We start from the raw sequence: 19637 nt of genomic DNA, 5'->3' as shown, positions 1-19637 counted from the left end.
AAAGAACACACACCCACCAGATACTCACCCCCACAAGGGCTTTCACCAGCAGACTTTGTCCTGACTTTCCGCGTCAACCCCGTCTCCGGGGCAACTCTTCCAGCCTACCAGACCCGATCCTCAGTCCGCAAATCCGAAGTTTTTCGGACTCAGGGGATCTGGCAACCCCGCACACCTCGTCCAAGACACGAAGTCTCGAACTCGAAGTTCGGGGGCGGTCTGCGCAAAGCCCGGTCTCCACTCCCCGGCCGGACCCTCTCAGGTCTTCCGGGGCGGCGCCGTGGCGCGCTGACTTGAAGAAAGTTACGCAACCGAATCGTCAGGGTCAAATCGCCTGGTCACGCTTCCCCGAGTCGGACATCGCCGCAGGTCACGGGTTGCCGGGCGACACCGAAACGCTCTGTCGCGTGCAGATTCTCGCCGGGCCGGTCACTGTGACGTGCGCCGCAAACCGTCCGTTCGGACAGGTACTCACCCCCGCTCGGACAGTTATGCGCAGGTCAGGATGTTTCTACGGTCGGTCCATGACGACCATCGATCAGTCGACGACCTTCCCGGCTGCGCTTCTCGACCCATCACCCGTACGCGGGCGTGTGCCTCGGGTACTCCGATCCGGGCTCGTCCCCAGGGGGTTCGCCCGCTGCGGGCTCCTGTCGTGGCGTCGAGTGGCCGGCGTCCTCCAGATCGCTCATCCCTTCGACGAGGAGACGATCTCCGACTCGGTGGTCGTCGACGGGCTGGTCTCGCTGGTGGAGGCCGGCGTGTTGTCGGGTCAGGAGAACTTCGAATCCGCGGCGGTGGGCATCATCCGGACCTCCGCAGCCACCTCGGCGGACGCGTGGTCGGCGTTCTACGACAACTCGATCCGCGAACTTCGTTGCGGGGCTTCGGCCTTCGCTCCCGTGCACCGGCGCGCACGCTCACTCGCCACCGGTTCGTCGATCCTCGAGGTGGGCTCCTGCTTCGGATTCTTCGCGCTGGCCTGCGCGATGGACGGGTACGACGTGTCGGCCTGCGACATCTCACCGGGCGCGGTGTCGCTGCTCGCGTGCGCGTCGCGGCGACTCGGTGTACCCGTCGACGCCGTGGTCGGCGACGCGACCGCGCTCCCCTTTGACGACGATTCCGTGGACATGGTCTCGCTCATCCACCTGCTCGAGCATCTCGACGCCCGCGGTGTGGAGGCAGCGCTGTCCGAGGCGCTGCGGGTGGCGAGGCGCCGGGTGGTCGTCGCGGTGCCCTTCGAAGAGGAGCCCAGCCCCCACTTCGGTCACCGTCTCCGGCTGACCGAGAAAGATCTGCACAGCTGGGCGAACAGCGTCGCCCACTCCGGGGCCGAGGTGTTCGTCGACCACGGCGGCTGGCTGGTCCTCACCCCCTCGGACCCGCCGGTCAGATGAGCCCCCGTTTGCTCGCCGTGTAGACCGCATCGGTGCGCTTGGTGACCCCGAGCTTGCGGATGATGTTGCGGATGTGGAACTTCACCGTCGACTCGGAGATATACAGCGTTTCCCCGATCCGCTTGTTGGACATGCCATCGGCGAGCAGTCGCAAGACCTCACGTTCTCGGTCGCTGAGGGTTTCGGTGGTCTCGGCCTCCCCGGAGACGGTCCGCAACACCACCGCCGCGCTGCGCGGATCGAAGGCACTGCCACCCGTCGAGACGGCCTGGATCGCGCGCACCAGTTCGGTGGTGTCGACATCCTTGACGACGTATCCCCGCGCGCCGGCGCGAACAGCCCGCACCACCAGGTCGTCGTCGAGGAATGTGGTGAGCACCAGCGCCGCGACCTCCGGGTGACGCTGTGCGATGTCCTTGATCACGCGCAGTCCCTCGTATTCGGTACCCGCGGACAGTTTGAGATCGACGACCACCACATCCGGTCGGCACGCATTGACCTCCGCGAGCGCGGCGTCGTGCGAGTCGGCTTCGCCGACCACCTCGACGACGTCCTCGCGTTCGAGGAGCGAGCGCATCCCCTCCCGGAGCAGGGCGTGGTCGTCGACCAGCAGTGTGCGGATGGGCCTGGCCTGCTTACCGGTGCTCGTCTTGTCGGTGCTCACGGCAACTCCCTGGTCGTGGCTCCGGAATCGGACGCGGACGGCGATCCCGCACCCGTCGGCAGGGTCGCGGTCACTCGGATGCCACCCGCCCGTGACCGGCGGATTCGGATCTCGCCGTCGAGCTCGGCGGCCCGCGAGGCCATGTTCGCCAGGCCGCGGTGGCGTCCGGCGGCGAGGTCGCCGAGCGACGCGGTCCGCAGGACGCGCCGCAGATGTTCGGGGTCGCCGACCCCGTCGTCGTCGACCGACAGCGACACCTGCTCCGGCGCATAGGTGAGGGTCACCGTGACCTCGTCGGCCCGCGCATGGATCGCGGCGTTGAACAGTGCTTCCCCCGCGATCCGGAGCAGCGCGTGCTGGACGTCGCCGGTCAGGTCGCGGGAGCGTCCCCGGATGCGGACCGCGGTGGTCAGGTCGGGCGGCATGTGTAGGGAGCACAATTCGGTCAAGACCTCCCGGACACTCGGCGACGGGACGCTCGCGGCGTTGTTGAGCGTGTAGATGAACGTCCGCAGCTGCTCGACCGCTTCTTTCGTGAGACGGCCGGCCATCTGCAGCCGTTCGAGTGCCGCACCGTCGACGAGGTCGCGACACAGCTCGATCTGCACGCCCGCCGAGAGCACCGACTGGGTGACCGAATCGTGCAACTCGCGCGCGATCCGCGACCGCTCCTCGTTGAGGACGGTGGTGCGCATCGCGGCGGACAACTCACGCTGGGCCCGCTCGAGCTCATCGTTTCGTTCGGCCAATTCCGCGGCGTGCCGATGTGTTTCGGAGAACAGCTCGGCGTTGAGCAGGGCGACGATCGCCTGGCTGGCCAGGATCCGCAGGACCACGACGTCCGTCGGGTCGACGACGCGCTCGGACGGGGTCCACGCCGACAGGCCGCCGACGACGCTGCCGTCGAGTTCGACCGGGACATGGACGTGGTCGGTGGACAGGATCGGGCGGTGCAACAGCGGCTCGTGGCCGCGCAGGATGTCGTTGAGCCGGTTCAGCACCTGGTCGGGCAGCCCGTCGGGCGGAGAGGCGGTCGACGACCCCTCGAAGGCGTACAACCTGCCGCTGCCGGAGCTGATCAGGTGACGCGGGGCGGATCGCTCCAGGCGTCCGTCGGCGAGCCCGAACACCACCCACTCCGCACCCAGATGGTCACGCGCGGCCTCGACCACCGAGATGACCAGCGCCTCGGGCCCTTCGGCGGTGCGGACCAGCGCCCGCGAGATCCGTTCGAGAGCGCCGACCACCCGGCTCAGCCGGGCCTCGACCCCGCGGTACTGCGCGTAATGACTGCCCTTGACGCTGCGCAGACCGACGAGGCTGTCGAGATCGGACCGGTCGGGCTCCCGTTCGGGGTCAGGCCCCCGCGCGGCGCCGACCATCACAGTGCCGCCGCGTACAGGTCACGAATCCCCGCCGCCTGCGGACGGCGCGGATTCGTGGTCATGCACGAGTCCGCGAGAGCGTGCGTGGTGAGACGATCGAGATCGCCGAGGCGAACGCCCAACGGCTCCAGGGACTCCGGCATCCCGACCCGTGCACCCAGGCCCGCCACGGCATCGGCCAGACGGTCGGCGACCATGCGCGCATTCCCGTCGGTGGACAGGCCGATCGCCCCGGCGAGGTCGACGAATCCGTCGGCGCACACCTCCGCGTTGTAGCGGATGACATGCGGCAGCAGCACCGCGTTGATCGCACCGTGGGGGGCGTCGCAATGCCCGCCGACCGGGTGGCTCATCGCATGGGTCGCGCCGAGGATCGCGTTGGTGAACGCCATCCCGGCCCGCAGCGACGCCAGCGACATCTCCTCCGCCGCGACCTTGTCGAGCGGGTCGTCGACCAGTCGCTCGAGATGCGTCCAGACACCGCTGATCGATTCCAGTGCAAGCGAATCCGTCATCCGGCCGTGCGCGAGCGAGACGTAGGCCTCGACGCAGTGGGTCAGCACGTCCATCCCGACCTGTGCGGTGACCTCGGCCGGCACCGTGGTGAGCAGTTCCGGATCGCTCACCGACAGGTCCGGCACCAGCGACCGGCCGATGATGGTGACCTTGGTGCGGCGCTGTCCGTCGTTGATGATGCAGAACTGCGAGACGTCGGCACCGCTCCCGGCGGTGGTCGGCACGGCGACGAGCGGCGGCAACGGCCGGCGGGCACGATCGATTCCCTCGTATTCCAGGATGTGACCGCCGTTGGCGGCGAGCACCGCGACCCCCTTGGCCGCGTCGATGACCGATCCCCCGCCGAGCGCCACGAGCCCGTCCGCATCGTGCGCCTTGTAGGCCAGGAACGCCGCGGTGACCTCGCCGGCACGCGGGTTGGGCGACACGTCCACGAACGAGGTGGCGTCCAGCCCCGCCGCGGCCAGCCCCGACATCAGCTGCGCGTACCAGCGGGTGCCCTCGAGACCGCGATCGCTCACCACCAGCGGGCGGCGCATCCCGAGCCCCGACGTGGCGAGCGGCACCTCGCCGAATGCGCCCGGGCCGAGCACGATCTCGGGGGCGTGGAACTTGGCGACATGACCGGGGCTGCGTCGGCGCGTGCCACCCTGCATCCGTTGACCTCCGATCACCGCGGGCCGATGATGTCGTCGTGCGCCACCGGCATTTTCGACGCTACCCACCTCACCTGAGCGCTGCACCCAGTTCATCACAGCGCGCAAGCATCTCGGCCCCGTCCCGGACGCTGACGACACCGCTGCAGTGTTCGGCGTAGTCGGCCATCGCGCACCCCGTCTGCGACCAGTAGCGCGACGGTTCGGGGGTCACCCAGGCGAGGCGGTGTGCGCGCCGGCCGATCTCGGCGACCAGGTCGGTGCGTGCGTCGAATCCGTTGCTGCGCGCGTCGCCGACGACGAGCACCGAGGTACGCGGAGTGACGAGGTCGCCGAACTCGCCGAGTAGTCCGGCGAACATCCGTCCGTAGTCGCTCGTCGCGGCCAGGTCGAGGCCGTCGGCGGCGAGCACAGCGGCCAGCGCGGCGTCGGCGGACGCCGCCCGGAGCGCGGCGGTGACGCGCACCGGCCGGTCGACGAAGGCGACGACCTCGCACCGGTCGCCGAAACGGTGCAGCGTCTGCGCGAGCCGCAGGATGAACCCGGTGACCGGCCGGACCGACAACGAGACGTCGACCAGGACCAGCAACCGCACGGGGCCGGGCCGCGGACGTCGACGCCACAGTTCGGCCGGCACCCCGTCGGTGGCGACCGCCGCGCGCATCGTGGCGCGGATGTCGAGGGTCCCGCGATCTCCGCGGCCGATCACCCGTCGCGGTGCTCCGCGCATGCGCTGGACGAGCCGGTGGCAGGCACGGTCGATGTCGGCTTGTTCGGTCCGCACCGGGGCCGATCGACCGGGTGCGTCGCCCTCGGTGAGCCCGGCCGCCTCGAGGCGCGCGGTGAACACGTCGACGAACGCGGCCAGGGCACGTTCGAGCTCGATGCGACGCGCGTCGTCGAGGTCGGCGTTCCCCTCCGTTCCGTACGCTCCCCGGGGGTCGTAGGCGTCGAGAGCCGCCAGGATCGCGGCGGCGCCGGTCACCCCCAGGGGTGTGCTCTCCACCCGGGCGGCGGCGCCGGTCAGCTCGCCGACCGACGCCGAATCGGCGGAGTCGATCTCGACCGTGTACGTCACTCCGCCGCTGACCGATCCGCTGTCCGGGTCGACGCCGAGCTGTTCGGCGCCGGCCGACACGGTGAAGTCGTTCTCTTCGCGATGGGCGCTCTCCCCGTGTCGCTCGCCGGCATCGGGGTTGGGTGCCATCAGATCGCCGATCTCGTCGGTGTGCTCGTCGGCGCCGATTCGGCGGGCCGCCCCGTCGAACTCGTCGTCCCAGACGACGTCGTCGGGCAGGTCCGCGGCGGCACCCCGCGGGCGGGGCAGGTCCTCCTCGCGGTCGGGCCCCGTGTCGGCACCCAGGAAGAAGACGTCGAAGGCGTGCTCGAAACCTGCTGTCTCGTAACCGTATTTGACGGAGACACTGCGCAGCGCGGCCCGCAGCACCGCGAGGTCGGCGGCCCCGACGATCGCCAGTGTCCGCCGCACCTCGATCACCTCCGCGGGCGACGCGGCGATCCCTGCACCGCGCAGGACCTGCCCGAACAGAACCGCGACCAGGTCGAGGATCTCGTCGCGGACGGCCCCCGTCGGCGGCGTGCGCACGGTCATCGGCCCGCGCGTACCCCGGCACTGCGGGCCCGCCCGGCCCCGAACGCCCGGGCCGTGACCGACCCTGACGGCGTCGACCCGTCGACACCGACCTCCGCGGCGGCGGTGTCTGCGGGGGGCGTCGACAGCGCATGACGGGCGAGGTCGAGGTCGGTGCCGAACTTGACCAGCACGGAGAGCAACGCGGCGTCGGCCGGACCGGATCCGGGACGGGCGTTCCGTGCCGGTTCGGTGGTCCTGAGATACGACGCCGCACGAGCAGCGTCGATGACCTCCGCGATCGAGGGACTCTTGCGCAGCGGCAGATCGCGGAGTCGCCGGGCGAGGTCGACGACCTCGCCGATGACCTCGTCCTCGATGTCGGGAGCCCGCACCGCGACGATGGCGCGCTCGGTGTCCGGGTCGGGGTAGCCGACCTGGAAGTGCAGGCACCTGCGCTTGAGGGCCGGCGAGAGCTCACGGGTGTCGTTGGAGGTCAGGATCACCCACGGCGACGACCGTGCGGTGAACGTCCCGAGTTCGGGTACCGACACCTGGCGTTCGGCGAGCACCTCGAGCATGACCGCCTCCATCGCCTCGTCCGTACGGTCGATCTCGTCGACGAGGAGCACGGTGGGGGTGGTCGAAGTGATCGCGGCCAGCAGCGGCCGGGCCACCAGGAAGTCCTCGGTGTACACGCCCACCTCGGTACGCGCCAGGGCCGCCGATGCCTCCGAAAGACTTGCCTCCGAGGCCAATTCGATACTGATGCGGTCTCGCAGCATCTGCACGTGGAGCAGTTGGCGGGCGTAGTCCCACTCGTAGAGGGCACGCGAGTCGTCGAGCCCCTCGTAACACTGCAGGCGGATGAGCTCACGCCCCGACGCCGCGGCCAGCGCCTTGGCCAGTTCGGTCTTGCCGACACCCGCCGGCCCCTCGAGAAGCAGCGGCCGGTCCAGCAGCGTGGCGAGGTGCACGACGATCGCCAGTTCCGGTCCGATGAGGTATCCCTGCTCCCCGAGCGCAGCGGTCAGTTCCTCTGCGGAGGCGAAGCGGGCGGTCTCGTCGGCATCCGTGAGGCGGGCGAGGGCGGTGGAGGTGTGCGTCATCGGATCGTCAGACCTTCCGTCGACGGGGCGGTGGACTGGGGCGGAACCCGCGCGTCCGCGAGGGATTCCCCTCCCGGGCACGGGGTTCCGGCCGGGTGATCAGTAGCTGCCGGTGAAGGCGTGCGTCACCATGGGGATCAGCGATTCCACGGTGCTCTCCCGGGGGTTGCCCGGGGTGCACCAGTCGCCCATCATGTGCTCGGCGATGGCGCGGATCTGCTTCTCGGAGGTGTCGATGCTCTCGCCGCGCCCCTCGTACTTACCGGTGTTCATCCGGTTCTTCTCGTAGCTGTTGGTCGACAGCTGTCCGAAGTTGTCCGGGATGCCGAGGTCCTTCGAGAGGCGGATGGCCTCCTCGACCGCGGCGTCGGCGGCCTGGACGGTGGTCATCGTGGAGGTGTCGACGCCGAGCAACGCGGCGATCTCCGCGTAGCGCTCGAAGCGGGACGGCAGGTTGTACTCCCACACGCGCGGCAGCGCGATGGCGTTGTTGAGTCCGTGGTGGCTGTCGTAGAAGGCGCTCACCGCATGGGACAGGCTGTGCACCAGCCCGAGACCACCCGAGTTGAATGCCTGCGCGGAGATGTACTGGGCGTACATCATGCCGGTACGGGCCGCGAGGTTACGCGGGTCGTAGACCGCGGTGCGGAGGTGATCGCGGATGAGCTCGATCGAGTACTTGGCGTTGCCGAGCGACGGGGCGAAGTCCAGGCGCGAGACGTACGGCTCGCTGGCGTGGGCGAGCACGTCGAAGCCGCAGAAGGCGGTGAAGTGCTCGGGGCACGAGTAGTAGAGCAGCGGATCGTCCATCGCGAGGTCCACAAGACAGGTGTCGTCGAACGCCACCCACTTGTGCGGATTGTTCATGTCCGAGGTGTCGGTGATGACGTAGGCCCAGGAGGTCTCCGAGCCGGTGCCCGCGGTGGTGGAGACCGCGATGTGCTTCGGGTTCTCCTTGTTGGTGGCCTTGGAGAAGCCCTCGAACTCGTTGATGTTGCGGCCGTCGTGGGCGATCACCATCCGGGCGCCCTTGGCGGCGTCGTGGCTCGACCCGCCGCCCACCGAGATGATGCCGTCGCACTTCTCCGACTGGTACAGCGCCGCGGCATCCATGACGTTGTAGTCCTTGGGATTGGACTCCACCTGGTCGTAGAGCACCACGTCGACGCCCTGGTACTCGATCTTGCCGATCAATTCCTCGATGATGCCCGAACCGCGGAGGCCGGTGGTCATCAGCAGGGCACGCGTGATGCCCAGTTCCTTGGCCTCGACACCGAGCATGTCGTGCGCACCGACACCCAGCTTCGCCTTCGGGAACGGGTGGAACTCCTTGATCGGGAAATCCCAGATCTGGTTCAGCTCAATGGCCATGGGGTGAACTCCTTGTGACGGTTGGGTCTGTCACAACGAGAATGTCGCTCAGATCACAACGCCCACAAGGGGTCCTGACCCTCGGCGGGCAGGGTCGGTCCATCAGGACGGGGGTACCACCTGTCCGATCGGACAGGTGGGGCCGACATGTCAGTCGGTGACGCGCTCGATCTCGCCGCCGAGGCTGCGGAGGATCTCGACGAAATGCGGGTAGCCGCGATCGATGTGTTCGACGTCGTGCACCTCGGTGACGCCGTCGGCGACGAGGCCGGCGAGCACGAGGCCGGCGCCGGCACGGATGTCCGAACACCAGACCGGTGCGCTCGAGAGTCGCTCGATACCGCGGATGACGGCGTGGTGGCCGTCGGTGCGGGCGTCCGCGCCCAGGCGCACCATCTCCTCGACGAAGCGGAAACGGGCCTCGAAGACGTTCTCGGTGATGACGGACATGCCCTCGGAGATGGCGGCGAGTCCGATCGCCATCGGCTGCAGATCGGTCGGGAAACCGGGGAACGGCAGCGTCGAGACGTTCACCGCGACCGGCCGGCTGTCGTGGCGCACCCGGAAGCCGTCGCTGAAGGTGTCCACGCGGGCACCGGTGTCGACCAGCTTGTTGAGGACCAGCTGCAGGTGTTCGGGCTGCACACCGCGAACCGTGACGTCACCGCGCGTCATCGCGGCAGCGATACCCCAGGTCGCACCGACGATGCGGTCCCCCACCACCCGGTGGGTCGTCGGATGCAGCCGGTCGACGCCGTTCACCGTCAGCGTCGACGTGCCGGCGCCCTCGATCTGGGCACCCATCTGCTGCAGCATCACGCAGAGGTCGACGATCTCCGGTTCGCGGGCCGCGTTGTCGATCGTCGTCTGGCCCTCGGCCAGGACGGCAGCCATCAGGATGTTCTCGGTGGCCCCGACGGAGGGGAACTCGAGCGCGATGGGAGCACCGACGAGGGCGTCGGCTTCGGCCACCACGCAGCCGTGCTCGATCGAGCTCGTCGCTCCGAGAGCACGCAGGCCCGCCTGATGCATGTCCAGGGGTCGCGAACCGATCGCGTCACCACCCGGCAACGCCACCACCGCTCGATGACACCGGGCCATCAGCGGTCCGAGAACACACACCGAGGCGCGGAACTGACGGACGGCGGCGAAGTCCGCATGGAACTTCGGTTCGGCGGGGGCCGTGATCGTCACGGTGTCGCCGTCCATCTCCACGACGGCACCCAGACCACGTACGACATCGGCCATCAGCGGGACGTCTGCGATCTCCGGCGCGTTGGTCAGCACCGTCGTGCCCTCGGCCAGCAACGCTGCCGCCATCAGCTTCAGCACGCTGTTCTTGGCGCCACCGACAGACACCTCACCGGACAAACGTGCCCCGCCCGACACCAGAAACCGATCGCTCACGCCTGCCACCTTATCCGCCGCCCCCCGGCGCTCATCGCACGCAGTACATTCAACGCATGGCCGTTCATCTGACGAGGATCTACACCCGCACCGGCGACGACGGTTCGACCGGTCTGAGTGACTTCTCGCGCGTCCCCAAGACCGATCCGCGCGTGGTCGCCTACGCCGACTGCGACGAGGCCAACGCCGCGATCGGCATGGCACTGGCCCTCGGCGGCGACGTACCCGAGGACATCGCCGCCGTGCTGGCCACGGTGCAGAACGACCTGTTCGACGCCGGTGCCGACCTGTCCACCCCGATCGTCGACGACCCCGAATACCCGCCGCTGCGCATCGCCCAGGAGTACATCGACGCCCTCGAGGGCTGGTGTGACGACTTCGGCGCCGACCTACCGCCCCTGGACTCGTTCATCCTGCCCGGCGGAACACCGCTGGCGGCCCTGCTCCACCAGGCGCGGACGGTGACCCGCCGCGCGGAGCGTTCGGCGTGGGCCGCGGTGACCGCCCACCCCGACGACACGAGCGTCCTGCCGGCGAGATACCTCAACCGGCTGTCCGACCTGCTGTTCATCCTGTCGCGGGTGGCCAATCGGGCACCCGACGGCACACTCGGCGACGTGAAGTGGGTTCCGGGCGGCAACCGAGCACGACCAGCCACTCCGGAGAACTGATAGCCCGGAACGGGAAATCCCGCTCCGACCGGCGGGATCAGGCGCTCTTGCGCCGTTCTGAACGCGCGGACTGCCGAGACTCCAGCCACGACTGGAACGCGGTGACCGCACCCGGGCCCATCGCGAGCTCGTAGCCGTCCTTGCCCTTACCGGTGATCGGGTTCTTGCCGGAGGGCTTCACCTGCAGAATCAGCATGCCCTCGAGGATCTCGGTCTCCGTCCCCTCCGGGCGGCGTCGGCCGGTGATCTCGATGCCCTGCCGGACAAGGGTGACGTTCGGTCCGGGACGCAGGGACGCCAGGCGGTAGTAGCGCAGCGAGTCATCGCTGTAATGCGCCGTCCCGTGACGCCAGCCGTGGTCGACCTCCGCCGGGATGGTGCGCAACAGGATGGGGGTGCCGACGCGCCTGAGCTGCGCCAGGCGGACCGCGAGCAACACGCACACGATGACGGCGACCGCCAGCAGCACACTGAGCAAGACGACCGGCAGCGACATCACCTACTCCTTCGTGCAGTCTCCGCGTATGTCCGGACGACCGTCGGATTTCCAACGAGGAGGACCGACGCCGTGACACGACTTGCGAGACAGGGGCTGTGGAACACAGCATGCCAGATCGCCCACACCCGACGCGAAACGACCTCGGCCGGCCACCGGATGGAAATCCGATGACCGGCCGAGATGACCGCCGCGAATGCGGGGTGTTACTTCGAAAGCTGCTGTGCCGCAGTCAGACGCGCGTGAGCACGGTGGTACTCCGGCGAATCCGCCTCAGCCCGCTCGAGCGCGGTCTTCTCCGCATTGATGTCGACGTCGTCGGCCCAGTCGGCCGACTCCGCCAGCACCGTGACGGTCTCGCCGGTGACGGACAGGAATCCGCCCTCGACCGCCGCCGCGCGGCGATTGCCGTTCTCTTCGACGATCACCACGTAGCCACCCGGGACCAGTTGGCCCAGCAGCGGCTCGTGATTGGCCAGGACTCCCAGCTCGCCGACGGTCGTCTGCGCGATCAGGAACGTGGCCTCGCCCGAGTACAGGCTCGAATCCGCGGAGACAACCTCCACGTGGAAGGACTTCTCAGCCATGGATTACCGCTACTTTCCGGCGATCTTGGCGGCGGCGGCCTCCACGTCGTCGAGTCCACCGCAGCTGTTGAACGCCTGCTCGGGCAGGTGGTCGAACTCGCCCTTGGCGACACGGTCGAATGCCTCGATGGTGTCCGCGAGCGGGACGACCGAGCCCTTCTGACCGGTGAACTTCTCGGCGACCAGGAAGTTCTGGCCGAGGAACTTCTGGATACGGCGAGCACGCTGCACCGTGACCTTGTCCTCTTCGGAGAGCTCGTCCATACCGAGGATGGCGATGATGTCCTGCAGCTCCTTGTACTTCTGCAGGATTCGCTTCACCTCGTTGGCGACGCGGAAGTGCTCGTCGCCCACGATCGAGGCCTCGAGGATGCGCGAGGTCGACGTCAGCGGGTCCACAGCGGGGTAGATACCCAGCTGCGAGATCGGACGCGAGAGCTCGGTGGTCGCATCGAGGTGCGCGAAGGTGGTCGCCGGAGCCGGGTCGGTGTAGTCGTCGGCGGGGACGTAGATCGCCTGCAGCGAGGTGATCGAGCGGCCCTTGGTCGAGGTGATGCGCTCCTGGAGCTCGCCCATCTCGTCGGCCAGGGTCGGCTGGTAACCCACCGCGGACGGCATACGGCCGAGGAGGGTCGAGACCTCCGAGCCCGCCTGCGTGAAGCGGAAGATGTTGTCGATGAACAGCAGCACGTCCTGGTGCTTCACATCGCGGAAGTACTCCGCCATGGTCAGCGCCGACAGAGCCACGCGCATACGCGTGCCCGGCGGCTCGTCCATCTGGCCGAACACCAAGGCGGTGTCCTGGAGAACGCCCATCTCCTCCATCTCGAGGTGGAGGTCGGTGCCCTCACGGGTGCGCTCACCGACGCCGGCGAACACCGAGGTGCCGGAGAACTCACGCGCGATACGCGTGATCATCTCCTGGATGAGGACGGTCTTGCCGACGCCCGCACCACCGAACAGACCGATCTTGCCGCCCTTCACGTACGGGGTCAGCAGGTCGATGACCTTGATGCCGGTCTCGAGGATCTCGGTCTTGCCCTCGAGCTCGTCGAAGGCCGGCGGCTTGCGGTGGATGCTCCACTGCTCGCCGTCGCGACCCAGGCCGGGGCTGTCGAGGCAGTCGCCGAGGGCGTTGAAGACGTGGCCCTTCACGACGTCGCCGACCGGCACGACGATCGACTTGCCGGTGTCGGAGACGGACGCGCCGCGGACCAGGCCGTCGGTGGGCTGCATCGAGATGGTGCGCACCAGGTTGTCACCGAGGTGCTGAGCGACCTCGAGGGTCAGGGTCTTGGCGACCGAGGAGAGAGTGACCTCGGCGTGCAGGGCGTTGAACAGTTCGGGGATCGAGCCCCGCGGGAACTCCACGTCGACCACGGGGCCGATGATGCGGACAACCCGCCCATCGGCGGAACCCGCCGACTGCGCGGAGGGGGTTTCTACTGCTGCGGTCATGGTGCTTGGGTCACTTCCTCTTGATCGAAGTATTGGGTCTCGTCGTCGTGCTTGGTCGGCGCATCCGGCTAGTTCGCCAGGGCGCTCGAACCGCCGACGATCTCGCTGATTTCCTGGGTGATCTGAGCCTGGCGGAGCTGGTTGGCCTCACGCGACAGCGTCTTGGCCAATTCCTCGGCGTTGTCGGTGGCCGCCTTCATGGCGGTACGGCGAGCCGCAGACTCCGACGCGGCCGAATCCAGCAGCGCCGCGTAGACCCGCGTGGTCACATACTTCGGCAGCAGAGCGTCGAGAAGGGTCTCGGCGCCCGGCTCGAAGGTGTAGTTGCGCGACGGCTTGTCGTCGGAGGAATCGGTGTCCTCCGAGACGACCAGAGGCGCCACGCGACGAACCTCCGGCACCTGCGACAGCATCGACTGGAACCGGGTGTACACCAGGTGCAGTTCGTCGACACCCTCGAGGCTGCCGTCCCCACCGGGACGCTCGACCTCGACACCCGAACCCGCCACGAACAGGTCCACGAGGAACCCGGTCGCGGTGGAGGCGTCGGAGTACTTCGGCGACTCGGAGAAGCCGGTCCAGGAATCCTCGACGGTGAGGCCGCGGAAGTTGAAGAATCCGACGCCCTTTCGGCCCATCACGAACAGGACGGCTTCTTTGCCCTCGTCGCGCAGCAGCGAGATGAGTTCCCGCGTCGCCTTGAGGACGTTCGCGTTGTAACCACCGCACATGCCGCGGTCGCTGGTGACCACCAGGATCGCCGCACGCTTGGGGTTTTCACGCTCGGTCAGCAGCGGGTTGTCCAGTGTCCCCGCGTGACTCGCCAACTCGGAGAGGACCGTGGTCATCTCTTCCGAGTACGGCTTGGCCGCGGCGACACGACCCTGGGCCTTGGTGATGCGCGAGGTCGCGATCAGTTCCTGAGCCTTGGTGATCTTCTTGGTCGACTGGACCGACCGGATGCGTGAGCGCAGCTCACGAATGCTGGCCACGAGCCCTCACCCCTTCCTTAGCGCAATGTCCGTTGACGTCTGAGATCACTTGCGGATCTTGATCTCTTCGTTCTCGACGTCCTCGGCATCCATTGCCTCGGCCTCGGCCTCGTTGACCACGCGCTTGCCGTCGTGGGTGAGGTAGCTGTTCTTGAACTTGTTGGTCTCGGCGACGAGGGACTCCGCCTGGTCGTCGGACAGCACCTTGCCGCCGGCGATCGAGTCGTAGACACCCTTGGCTGCGTGATGCAGGTGGCTGAGCAGCTGCGTCTCGAAGTTGCGGACGTCGTCGACCGGGACCGAGTCGTAGTGACCCTCACCGCAGAGGTAGATCGAGACGATCTCGTCCTCGACGGAGAAGGGGCTGTACTGGTCCTGCTTGAGCATCTCGACCCAGCGGGCGCCGCGCTCGAGCTGAGCCTTGGACGCATCGTCGAGGTCGGAGGCGAAGGCCGAGAAGGCTTCCAGCTCACGGAACTGTGCGAGCTCCAGACGCAGCGAACCCGAGACCTTCTTCAGGCCCTTGGTCTGAGCGGCACCACCGACACGCGACACCGAGGTACCGACGTTGATGGCGGGACGGACACCCTTGTTGAAGAGGTCCGACTCGAGGAAGACCTGACCGTCGGTGATCGAGATGACGTTGGTCGGGATGAACGCCGAGACGTCGTTGGCCTTGGTCTCGATGATCGGCAGACCGGTCATCGAACCGCCGCCCATCTCCTCGGAGAGCTTGGCGCAACGCTCCAGCAGACGCGAGTGCAAGTAGAAGACGTCACCGGGGTATGCCTCACGACCCGGCGGACGACGCAGCAGCAGCGAGATGGCGCGGTAGGCCTCGGCCTGCTTGGTCAGGTCGTCGAACACGATGAGGACGTGCTTGCCCTGGTACATCCAGTGCTGGCCGATGGCCGAACCGGTGTACGGAGCCAGCCACTTGAAGCCGGCCGAGTCAGAGGCCGGGGCCGCGACGATGGTGGTGTACTCCATCGCGCCGGCCTCTTCGAGAGCGGTCTTGACGCCGGCGATGGTCGAGCCCTTCTGACCGATCGCGACGTAGATGCAGCGAACCTGCTTGCTCGGGTCGCCGGTCTCCCAGTTGGCCTTCTGGTTCAGGATGGCGTCGATGCAGACCGCGGTCTTTCCGGTCTTGCGGTCGCCGATGACCAGCTGGCGCTGGCCGCGGCCGATGGCGGTCATCGCGTCGATGGCCTTGATACCGGTGGCGAGGGACTCCTCGACCGGCTGGCGCTCGAGCACCGAGGCGGCCTGGAGCTCGAGGACGCGCTGCTCCTCGGCCTCGATGTCACCGAGGCCGTCGATCGGCGCACCCAGCGGGTCGACGACGCGGCCCAGGAACTTGTCGCCGACGGGGACCGAGAGCACGTCGCCGGTACGGCTGACCTGCTGGCCCTCTTCCAGCGACTCGTAGTCACCGAGGATGACGGCGCCGATCTCGTCCTCGTCGAGGTTCAGGGCCACGCCGAGCACGCCGCCCTCGAACTGCAGCAGCTCGTTGGCCATCGCGCCGGGCAGTCCGCTGACGTGCGCGATACCGTCCGATGTGTCGGTGACGATGCCCACCTCCTCGCGGGAGGCATCGGCATCGAACGATGAGACATACTGCTCGATCGCTCCCTTAATCTCGTCTGGTGAGATCGTCAACTCCGCCATTGGTACTCGTCTTTCTTGCTCAGTCCGGCTGGTGTTTGGGGGGTATTCGCTGGATGTGGTCGGGCAGGGTCTAGCTGGGCAGGCTCTCGGCCGCCTTCGCCAGGCGTGTGGCCACATCGGCCTCGATCACCTCGTCGCCGACGGCGATCCGGAGGCCGCCGAGGATGTCGGGATCGATCTCGGTCTGCACCGAGATGGTGCGTCCGTAGATGGTGCCGAGCACGGAGGCCAGACGCGTGGTCTGGGACTCCGACACCGGGGCTGCCGAGACCACGTGGGCCACGGACTCGCCACGGCGTGCCGCCGCCAGCTCGGCGAGCTGATCGAAAGCCACATCGGCCGGCTGGCCCTGTAGCAGTTCGACGGAGTGGGCCAGCAGGATCCAGGACAGTTTCCCGACCTTCTCCCCCACCAGCGAGCGCAGCAGCTCCGCGCGCTTTCCACCATCATGGCTGTGGTCGGAGAGCAGCGAGGCCAACTGCGGGTTCTGGTCGATCAGTCGAGCAACGGAGAACAGTTCGTTCTCGGTCTGCTCGATGACTCCGTCACGCTCGGCGGCGGCCAGCACGATCAGTGCGTTCTGACGACGCAGAGCGGCGGAGAAGTCGGCCGACGACGACCAACGCTGTTTCACCGCGGCACTCAGGACCTCGACCACGATCGGCGAGACCTTGCCGCCGAAGAGGTTCTCGACCAGCTTGACCTGGCCGGTGGTGTTGTCCTCGTCCTCGGTGAGTCGCTTGCGCAGCACCGGGTTGGTGTCGAGCAGGCGGATGACCTCGGTCAGCTCGTCGCTGGCCTTCACCAGGGCGTCGCTGTCGAGCGACGACGCCGAGGAGTCGAACGCCGACGAGACGGCGAGAGCGGCCTCCCGGCTCGTGGCGCGCATCGAGTGCAGGCCGATCAGGTCCACGCGGCGGGTGACCAGGTCCGAGGGCCCGCCGGCCGACATGGACTCCAGTTCCTCGATGACCCGGTCGATGCTCTCCGACTGTGCCTTCGAGTCCGCGAGGTGGGACCGGACGAGCTTGGACGCCCCGTCGATCGCGGTCAGACCGAGATCGTTGCGCAGCGACCGCACCAGCGAGGCGCGGTTGAGCTCGGTCTGCGAACGACCGTGCTCGGTGATCCGCTTCACCTCGGAATCGATCTGGGCGACGAGATCCTGCTTGATGTTCTCGGCGTCCCGGACCGCGCCCTTGTGCAGCTCCTCGGCCTCGGCCTTGGCCTCTGCCAGCGCTCGCTCATGAGCGGCCTGTGCATCGGCGACCCGGGCCTTGGCTGCCTCGCTCTCGGTGACCTGCTCAGCGATGGCTTCCTTCTGCGCGGTCACCGCCTTCGAGAGCACGGGTCGCACGAACTTCCAGAAGAGGAAGACGATGATCGCGAGCCCGATCAGGTTTCCAATGACGATGTCCACTTACTTCACCGTTCCTGTCGACTCGTACGCCGCCGACTGCGAGGACGGCGACACATTGGTACCGAGCACACGGCTCGCGAGCACGGCCGACAACGAGTCGACGTCGCGACGAGCGGTCTCCGCGGCCCGCTCTCCTTCCGCCTTCAACTGCTCGGCGGTCTTGGCGATCGCAGCGTCGGCTTCTGCCGTGGCACGCTTCCTTGCCTCGGACAACTGCTCGTTGCCCTCGGCACGTGCCTGATCCCGAATACCGGTGGCGTCCGCCCGCGCCTCCTTGAGAGCGGCCCGGTATCCGGTGTCGGCATCCTCGTAGCTCGCCGCAGCGGCCCGGTTGTCCTCGGCGGTCTTCGCGACCAGGGCCTCACGGTCCTCGAGCACCTTGAGGATCGGCGGCACGACCATCGTCCGAATCACGAGGAAGACGATGACGAAGATGGCCAGGCACACGAAGAACGTGCCATTGGGGATGAGGAAGTTTCCTGCGGCGAGATTCATTGTGCGGATGTTCCCTTGATCCTTGGGACCCGGTCAGCGACCGGGATTAAGACTGGCCGGTGATCGGGGTGGCGAAGACGAAGAGCGCCATGAACGCCAGGTTGATGAAGTACGCAGCCTCGACCAGACCCACAGTGATGAAGAACGGGGTGAACAGGCGGCCCTGTGCCTCGGGCTGACGTGCGATGCCCGCGATCAACTGAGCGCCGGCGAGGCCGTCACCGATACCGGCACCGATCGCGCCGCCACCCATGATGAGGCCGCCACCGATCAACGCACCCAGACCAATCAGATTGGGATCCATTGAGAACTTTCCTTTCGGGTGAAACTGACACTGCACGTGTCAGGTCTTTGCTCCCGGCGCGGCAGACACCGGCCGGGTTCGTACTAGTGGTGGTCTTCGTCCAGCTCCATGGCCTGACTGAAGTACAGGACCGTCAGCAGCGAGAAGATGAACGCCTGGATCAGGCCGACGAACAGGTCGAAGGACTTCCAGAGTGCATTCGGCGCCCACATGATGTAGGCGGGCATCAGCGCGATGAGCGCAACCATGATGCCGCCGGCGAACATGTTGCCGAAAAGACGGAGGGAGAGCGAGACGGGCTTGGCGATCTCCTCGATGATGTTCACCGGGGCGATGGCGACCGAGTGTCCCTTCACCAGCTTCACCGGGTGACCGATGAGACCGCGTCGCTTGACGCCTGCCGCGTGGTACCAGACGAAGACGAAGAGTGCGAGCGCGTAGACGAAGTTCGCATCGCTGGCCGGCGGCTTGAGCCATTCACTGGTGCCGTGCTCGGTCCCGTACTGCGACGGGATGATCGACAGCCAGTTGGCGACCAGGATGTAGGTGAACAGCGTGACGGCCAGCGGCAGGACGAAGCCCGCGATCTTCATGCCGATCGCGCTCTCGATCTGGTTGCGCATCTGGACAGTGATGACCTCGAAGTACAGCTGAACAGAGTTCGGCTTGTTCGAGGTCATCTTGAAGCGCACGAAGAAAGCGAGGGCGATGACGATGACCGCCGCAACGGCACTGCCGATGACCGTGTCGAGGTTGACGGTCATCCCGAACCACTCGACCTCGATGTGGTGGCCGACCTCGATCGCCGACTCTGACGACTCCTCTGCCGACTCGGCCAGGTAAGACAAGACGGTCATAGCTGCTTACGAAGTCCTTTCATCACCGGAATCACCGTGCTCAGCACCAGGATGACCTGGCCGATGGCGAGTCCGAACATCGCGCCCAGCCCGTCGGGCCGGACCAGGAAGGCCGCCACCAATGCGAGGAGCGTGATAGCCCCGAGGCGGTATGCCGAATTGAGAGCGAGCAGTTTTTTACGGGGGTTCTCTGCGGTCGCCACGTTGTCGACCGCGCGGATGACCAGCTTGGTGTTGACGAACACCAGCACGACACCGGCGAGGAAGAACACGGCGAACCAGGGGTGGCCCAGAACGACGGCGAGCACACCCACCACGACGGTCGCAACCGCCGCGATGATCCCGGGCCGGACGAGACCGGTCGGGGCAGCGGGATAGTACGACGTCGAGTCGGGGACGGTGGTGCTCATTCGCCTCTCCTCAACTAGGGGATCCTCTAACCCGCAGGCACAGGGCAACGCGCGTGCGATCAGCTGGTATGGCCGAACGTAAGCTCGCGGTTTTCTGTGACACTACCAACACCGGATGACGCGCAGCCCAGGGGGTGTGCACCTCGCCGGGGAGGTGGAGCGCCGACGGCGTCA

At 67.4% G+C, this 19637-nt stretch carries 18 protein-coding genes and 1 pseudogene; 2 read left to right on the top strand and 17 right to left on the bottom strand.

All coding sequences use genetic code 11. The features are described 5' to 3' along the window. The first annotated feature begins 524 nt into the window (after positions 1-524). Complete coding sequence (gene mftM, locus GAA2_RS09000) at positions 525-1400, top strand: mycofactocin oligosaccharide methyltransferase MftM (RefSeq protein WP_024497353.1); 876 nt, start codon at positions 525-527, stop codon at positions 1398-1400. Here the strand turns inward: mftM and GAA2_RS08995 are convergent. The 7 genes and pseudogenes from GAA2_RS08995 to murA form a co-directional block, all read right to left on the bottom strand. Beyond that, positions 1393-2064 carry a MadR family response regulator transcription factor gene (locus GAA2_RS08995; RefSeq protein WP_024497352.1) on the bottom strand — a complete coding sequence of 224 codons (672 nt, stop codon included), beginning with the start codon at positions 2062-2064 and terminating at the stop codon, positions 1393-1395. The genes mftM and GAA2_RS08995 overlap by 8 nt on opposite strands. Beyond that, positions 2061-3446, bottom strand: a complete 1386-nt coding sequence (locus tag GAA2_RS08990) for a MadS family sensor histidine kinase (RefSeq protein WP_282707222.1) — start codon at positions 3444-3446, stop codon at positions 2061-2063. Before GAA2_RS08990 ends, GAA2_RS08995 begins: the two co-directional genes overlap by 4 nt. Next, positions 3446-4525 (bottom strand): annotated as a pseudogene (locus GAA2_RS08985) (iron-containing alcohol dehydrogenase); the annotation flags it as partial. The gene GAA2_RS08990 and the pseudogene GAA2_RS08985, both read right to left, overlap by 1 nt. Before the next feature lie 166 nt (positions 4526-4691). Further along, positions 4692-6233, bottom strand: coding sequence for a MadC family VWA domain-containing protein (gene madC / locus GAA2_RS08980; protein ID WP_159405452.1), 1542 nt, complete (start codon positions 6231-6233; stop codon positions 4692-4694). Continuing rightward, positions 6230-7321, bottom strand: a complete 1092-nt coding sequence (locus GAA2_RS08975) for a MadB family AAA-type ATPase (protein ID WP_024497348.1) — start codon at positions 7319-7321, stop codon at positions 6230-6232. Before GAA2_RS08975 ends, madC begins: the two co-directional genes overlap by 4 nt. 99 nt (positions 7322-7420) lie before the next feature. Next, positions 7421-8692 (bottom strand): NDMA-dependent methanol dehydrogenase, encoded by a 1272-nt coding sequence (mdo, locus tag GAA2_RS08970; RefSeq protein WP_024497347.1) that lies wholly within the window; start codon positions 8690-8692, stop codon positions 7421-7423. Positions 8693-8842: 150 nt separating this feature from the next. Further along, positions 8843-10099 (bottom strand): UDP-N-acetylglucosamine 1-carboxyvinyltransferase, encoded by a 1257-nt coding sequence (gene murA, locus GAA2_RS08965; RefSeq protein ID WP_006437302.1) that lies wholly within the window; start codon positions 10097-10099, stop codon positions 8843-8845. 56 nt (positions 10100-10155) lie between these two features. On the opposite strand from murA, the gene GAA2_RS08960 reads away from it, so the two are divergent. Then, positions 10156-10770 (top strand): cob(I)yrinic acid a,c-diamide adenosyltransferase, encoded by a 615-nt coding sequence (locus GAA2_RS08960; RefSeq protein ID WP_024497346.1) that lies wholly within the window; start codon positions 10156-10158, stop codon positions 10768-10770. A gap of 37 nt (positions 10771-10807) precedes the next feature. Here the strand turns inward: GAA2_RS08960 and GAA2_RS08955 are convergent, their stop codons facing one another. From GAA2_RS08955 to GAA2_RS08910, 10 genes are all read right to left on the bottom strand, one after another. Then, a complete protein-coding gene (locus GAA2_RS08955) occupies positions 10808-11266 on the bottom strand; it encodes a DUF2550 domain-containing protein (protein ID WP_024497345.1) in 459 nt (152 codons plus the stop codon). 206 nt (positions 11267-11472) lie between these two features. Continuing rightward, positions 11473-11853: a F0F1 ATP synthase subunit epsilon gene (locus GAA2_RS08950; RefSeq protein WP_024497344.1), complete on the bottom strand. Its 381-nt coding sequence runs from the start codon at positions 11851-11853 to the stop codon at positions 11473-11475. 9 nt (positions 11854-11862) lie between these two features. Next, a complete protein-coding gene (atpD, locus tag GAA2_RS08945) occupies positions 11863-13311 on the bottom strand; it encodes a F0F1 ATP synthase subunit beta (RefSeq protein ID WP_006437298.1) in 1449 nt (482 codons plus the stop codon). A 68-nt stretch (positions 13312-13379) separates the two neighbouring features. Then, positions 13380-14303, bottom strand: coding sequence for a F0F1 ATP synthase subunit gamma (locus GAA2_RS08940; protein WP_006437297.1), 924 nt, complete (start codon positions 14301-14303; stop codon positions 13380-13382). Positions 14304-14348: 45 nt separating this feature from the next. Further along, positions 14349-15977, bottom strand: coding sequence for a F0F1 ATP synthase subunit alpha (atpA, locus tag GAA2_RS08935; protein ID WP_006437296.1), 1629 nt, complete (start codon positions 15975-15977; stop codon positions 14349-14351). Between the two features lie 70 nt (positions 15978-16047). Then, positions 16048-17397, bottom strand: a complete 1350-nt coding sequence (locus GAA2_RS08930) for a F0F1 ATP synthase subunit B/delta (RefSeq protein WP_024497343.1) — start codon at positions 17395-17397, stop codon at positions 16048-16050. Then, positions 17398-17892: a F0F1 ATP synthase subunit B gene (locus tag GAA2_RS08925; protein WP_024497342.1), complete on the bottom strand. Its 495-nt coding sequence runs from the start codon at positions 17890-17892 to the stop codon at positions 17398-17400. Between the two features lie 46 nt (positions 17893-17938). Beyond that, positions 17939-18196: a F0F1 ATP synthase subunit C gene (locus tag GAA2_RS08920; RefSeq protein WP_006437293.1), complete on the bottom strand. Its 258-nt coding sequence runs from the start codon at positions 18194-18196 to the stop codon at positions 17939-17941. Between the two features lie 83 nt (positions 18197-18279). Beyond that, positions 18280-19053 (bottom strand): F0F1 ATP synthase subunit A, encoded by a 774-nt coding sequence (gene atpB, locus GAA2_RS08915; RefSeq protein ID WP_024497341.1) that lies wholly within the window; start codon positions 19051-19053, stop codon positions 18280-18282. After that, complete coding sequence (locus tag GAA2_RS08910; protein WP_024497340.1) at positions 19050-19463, bottom strand: hypothetical protein; 414 nt, start codon at positions 19461-19463, stop codon at positions 19050-19052. The genes atpB and GAA2_RS08910 overlap by 4 nt, the downstream gene beginning before the upstream one ends. Between the last annotated feature and the right edge of the window lie 174 nt (positions 19464-19637).

The organism is Gordonia ajococcus (assembly GCF_012974285.1).
Classification (GTDB): domain Bacteria; phylum Actinomycetota; class Actinomycetes; order Mycobacteriales; family Mycobacteriaceae; genus Gordonia; species Gordonia amicalis.
Note: the sequence above shows the minus strand (reverse complement) of the source record. Positions and strands in the feature narration are given on the sequence as shown.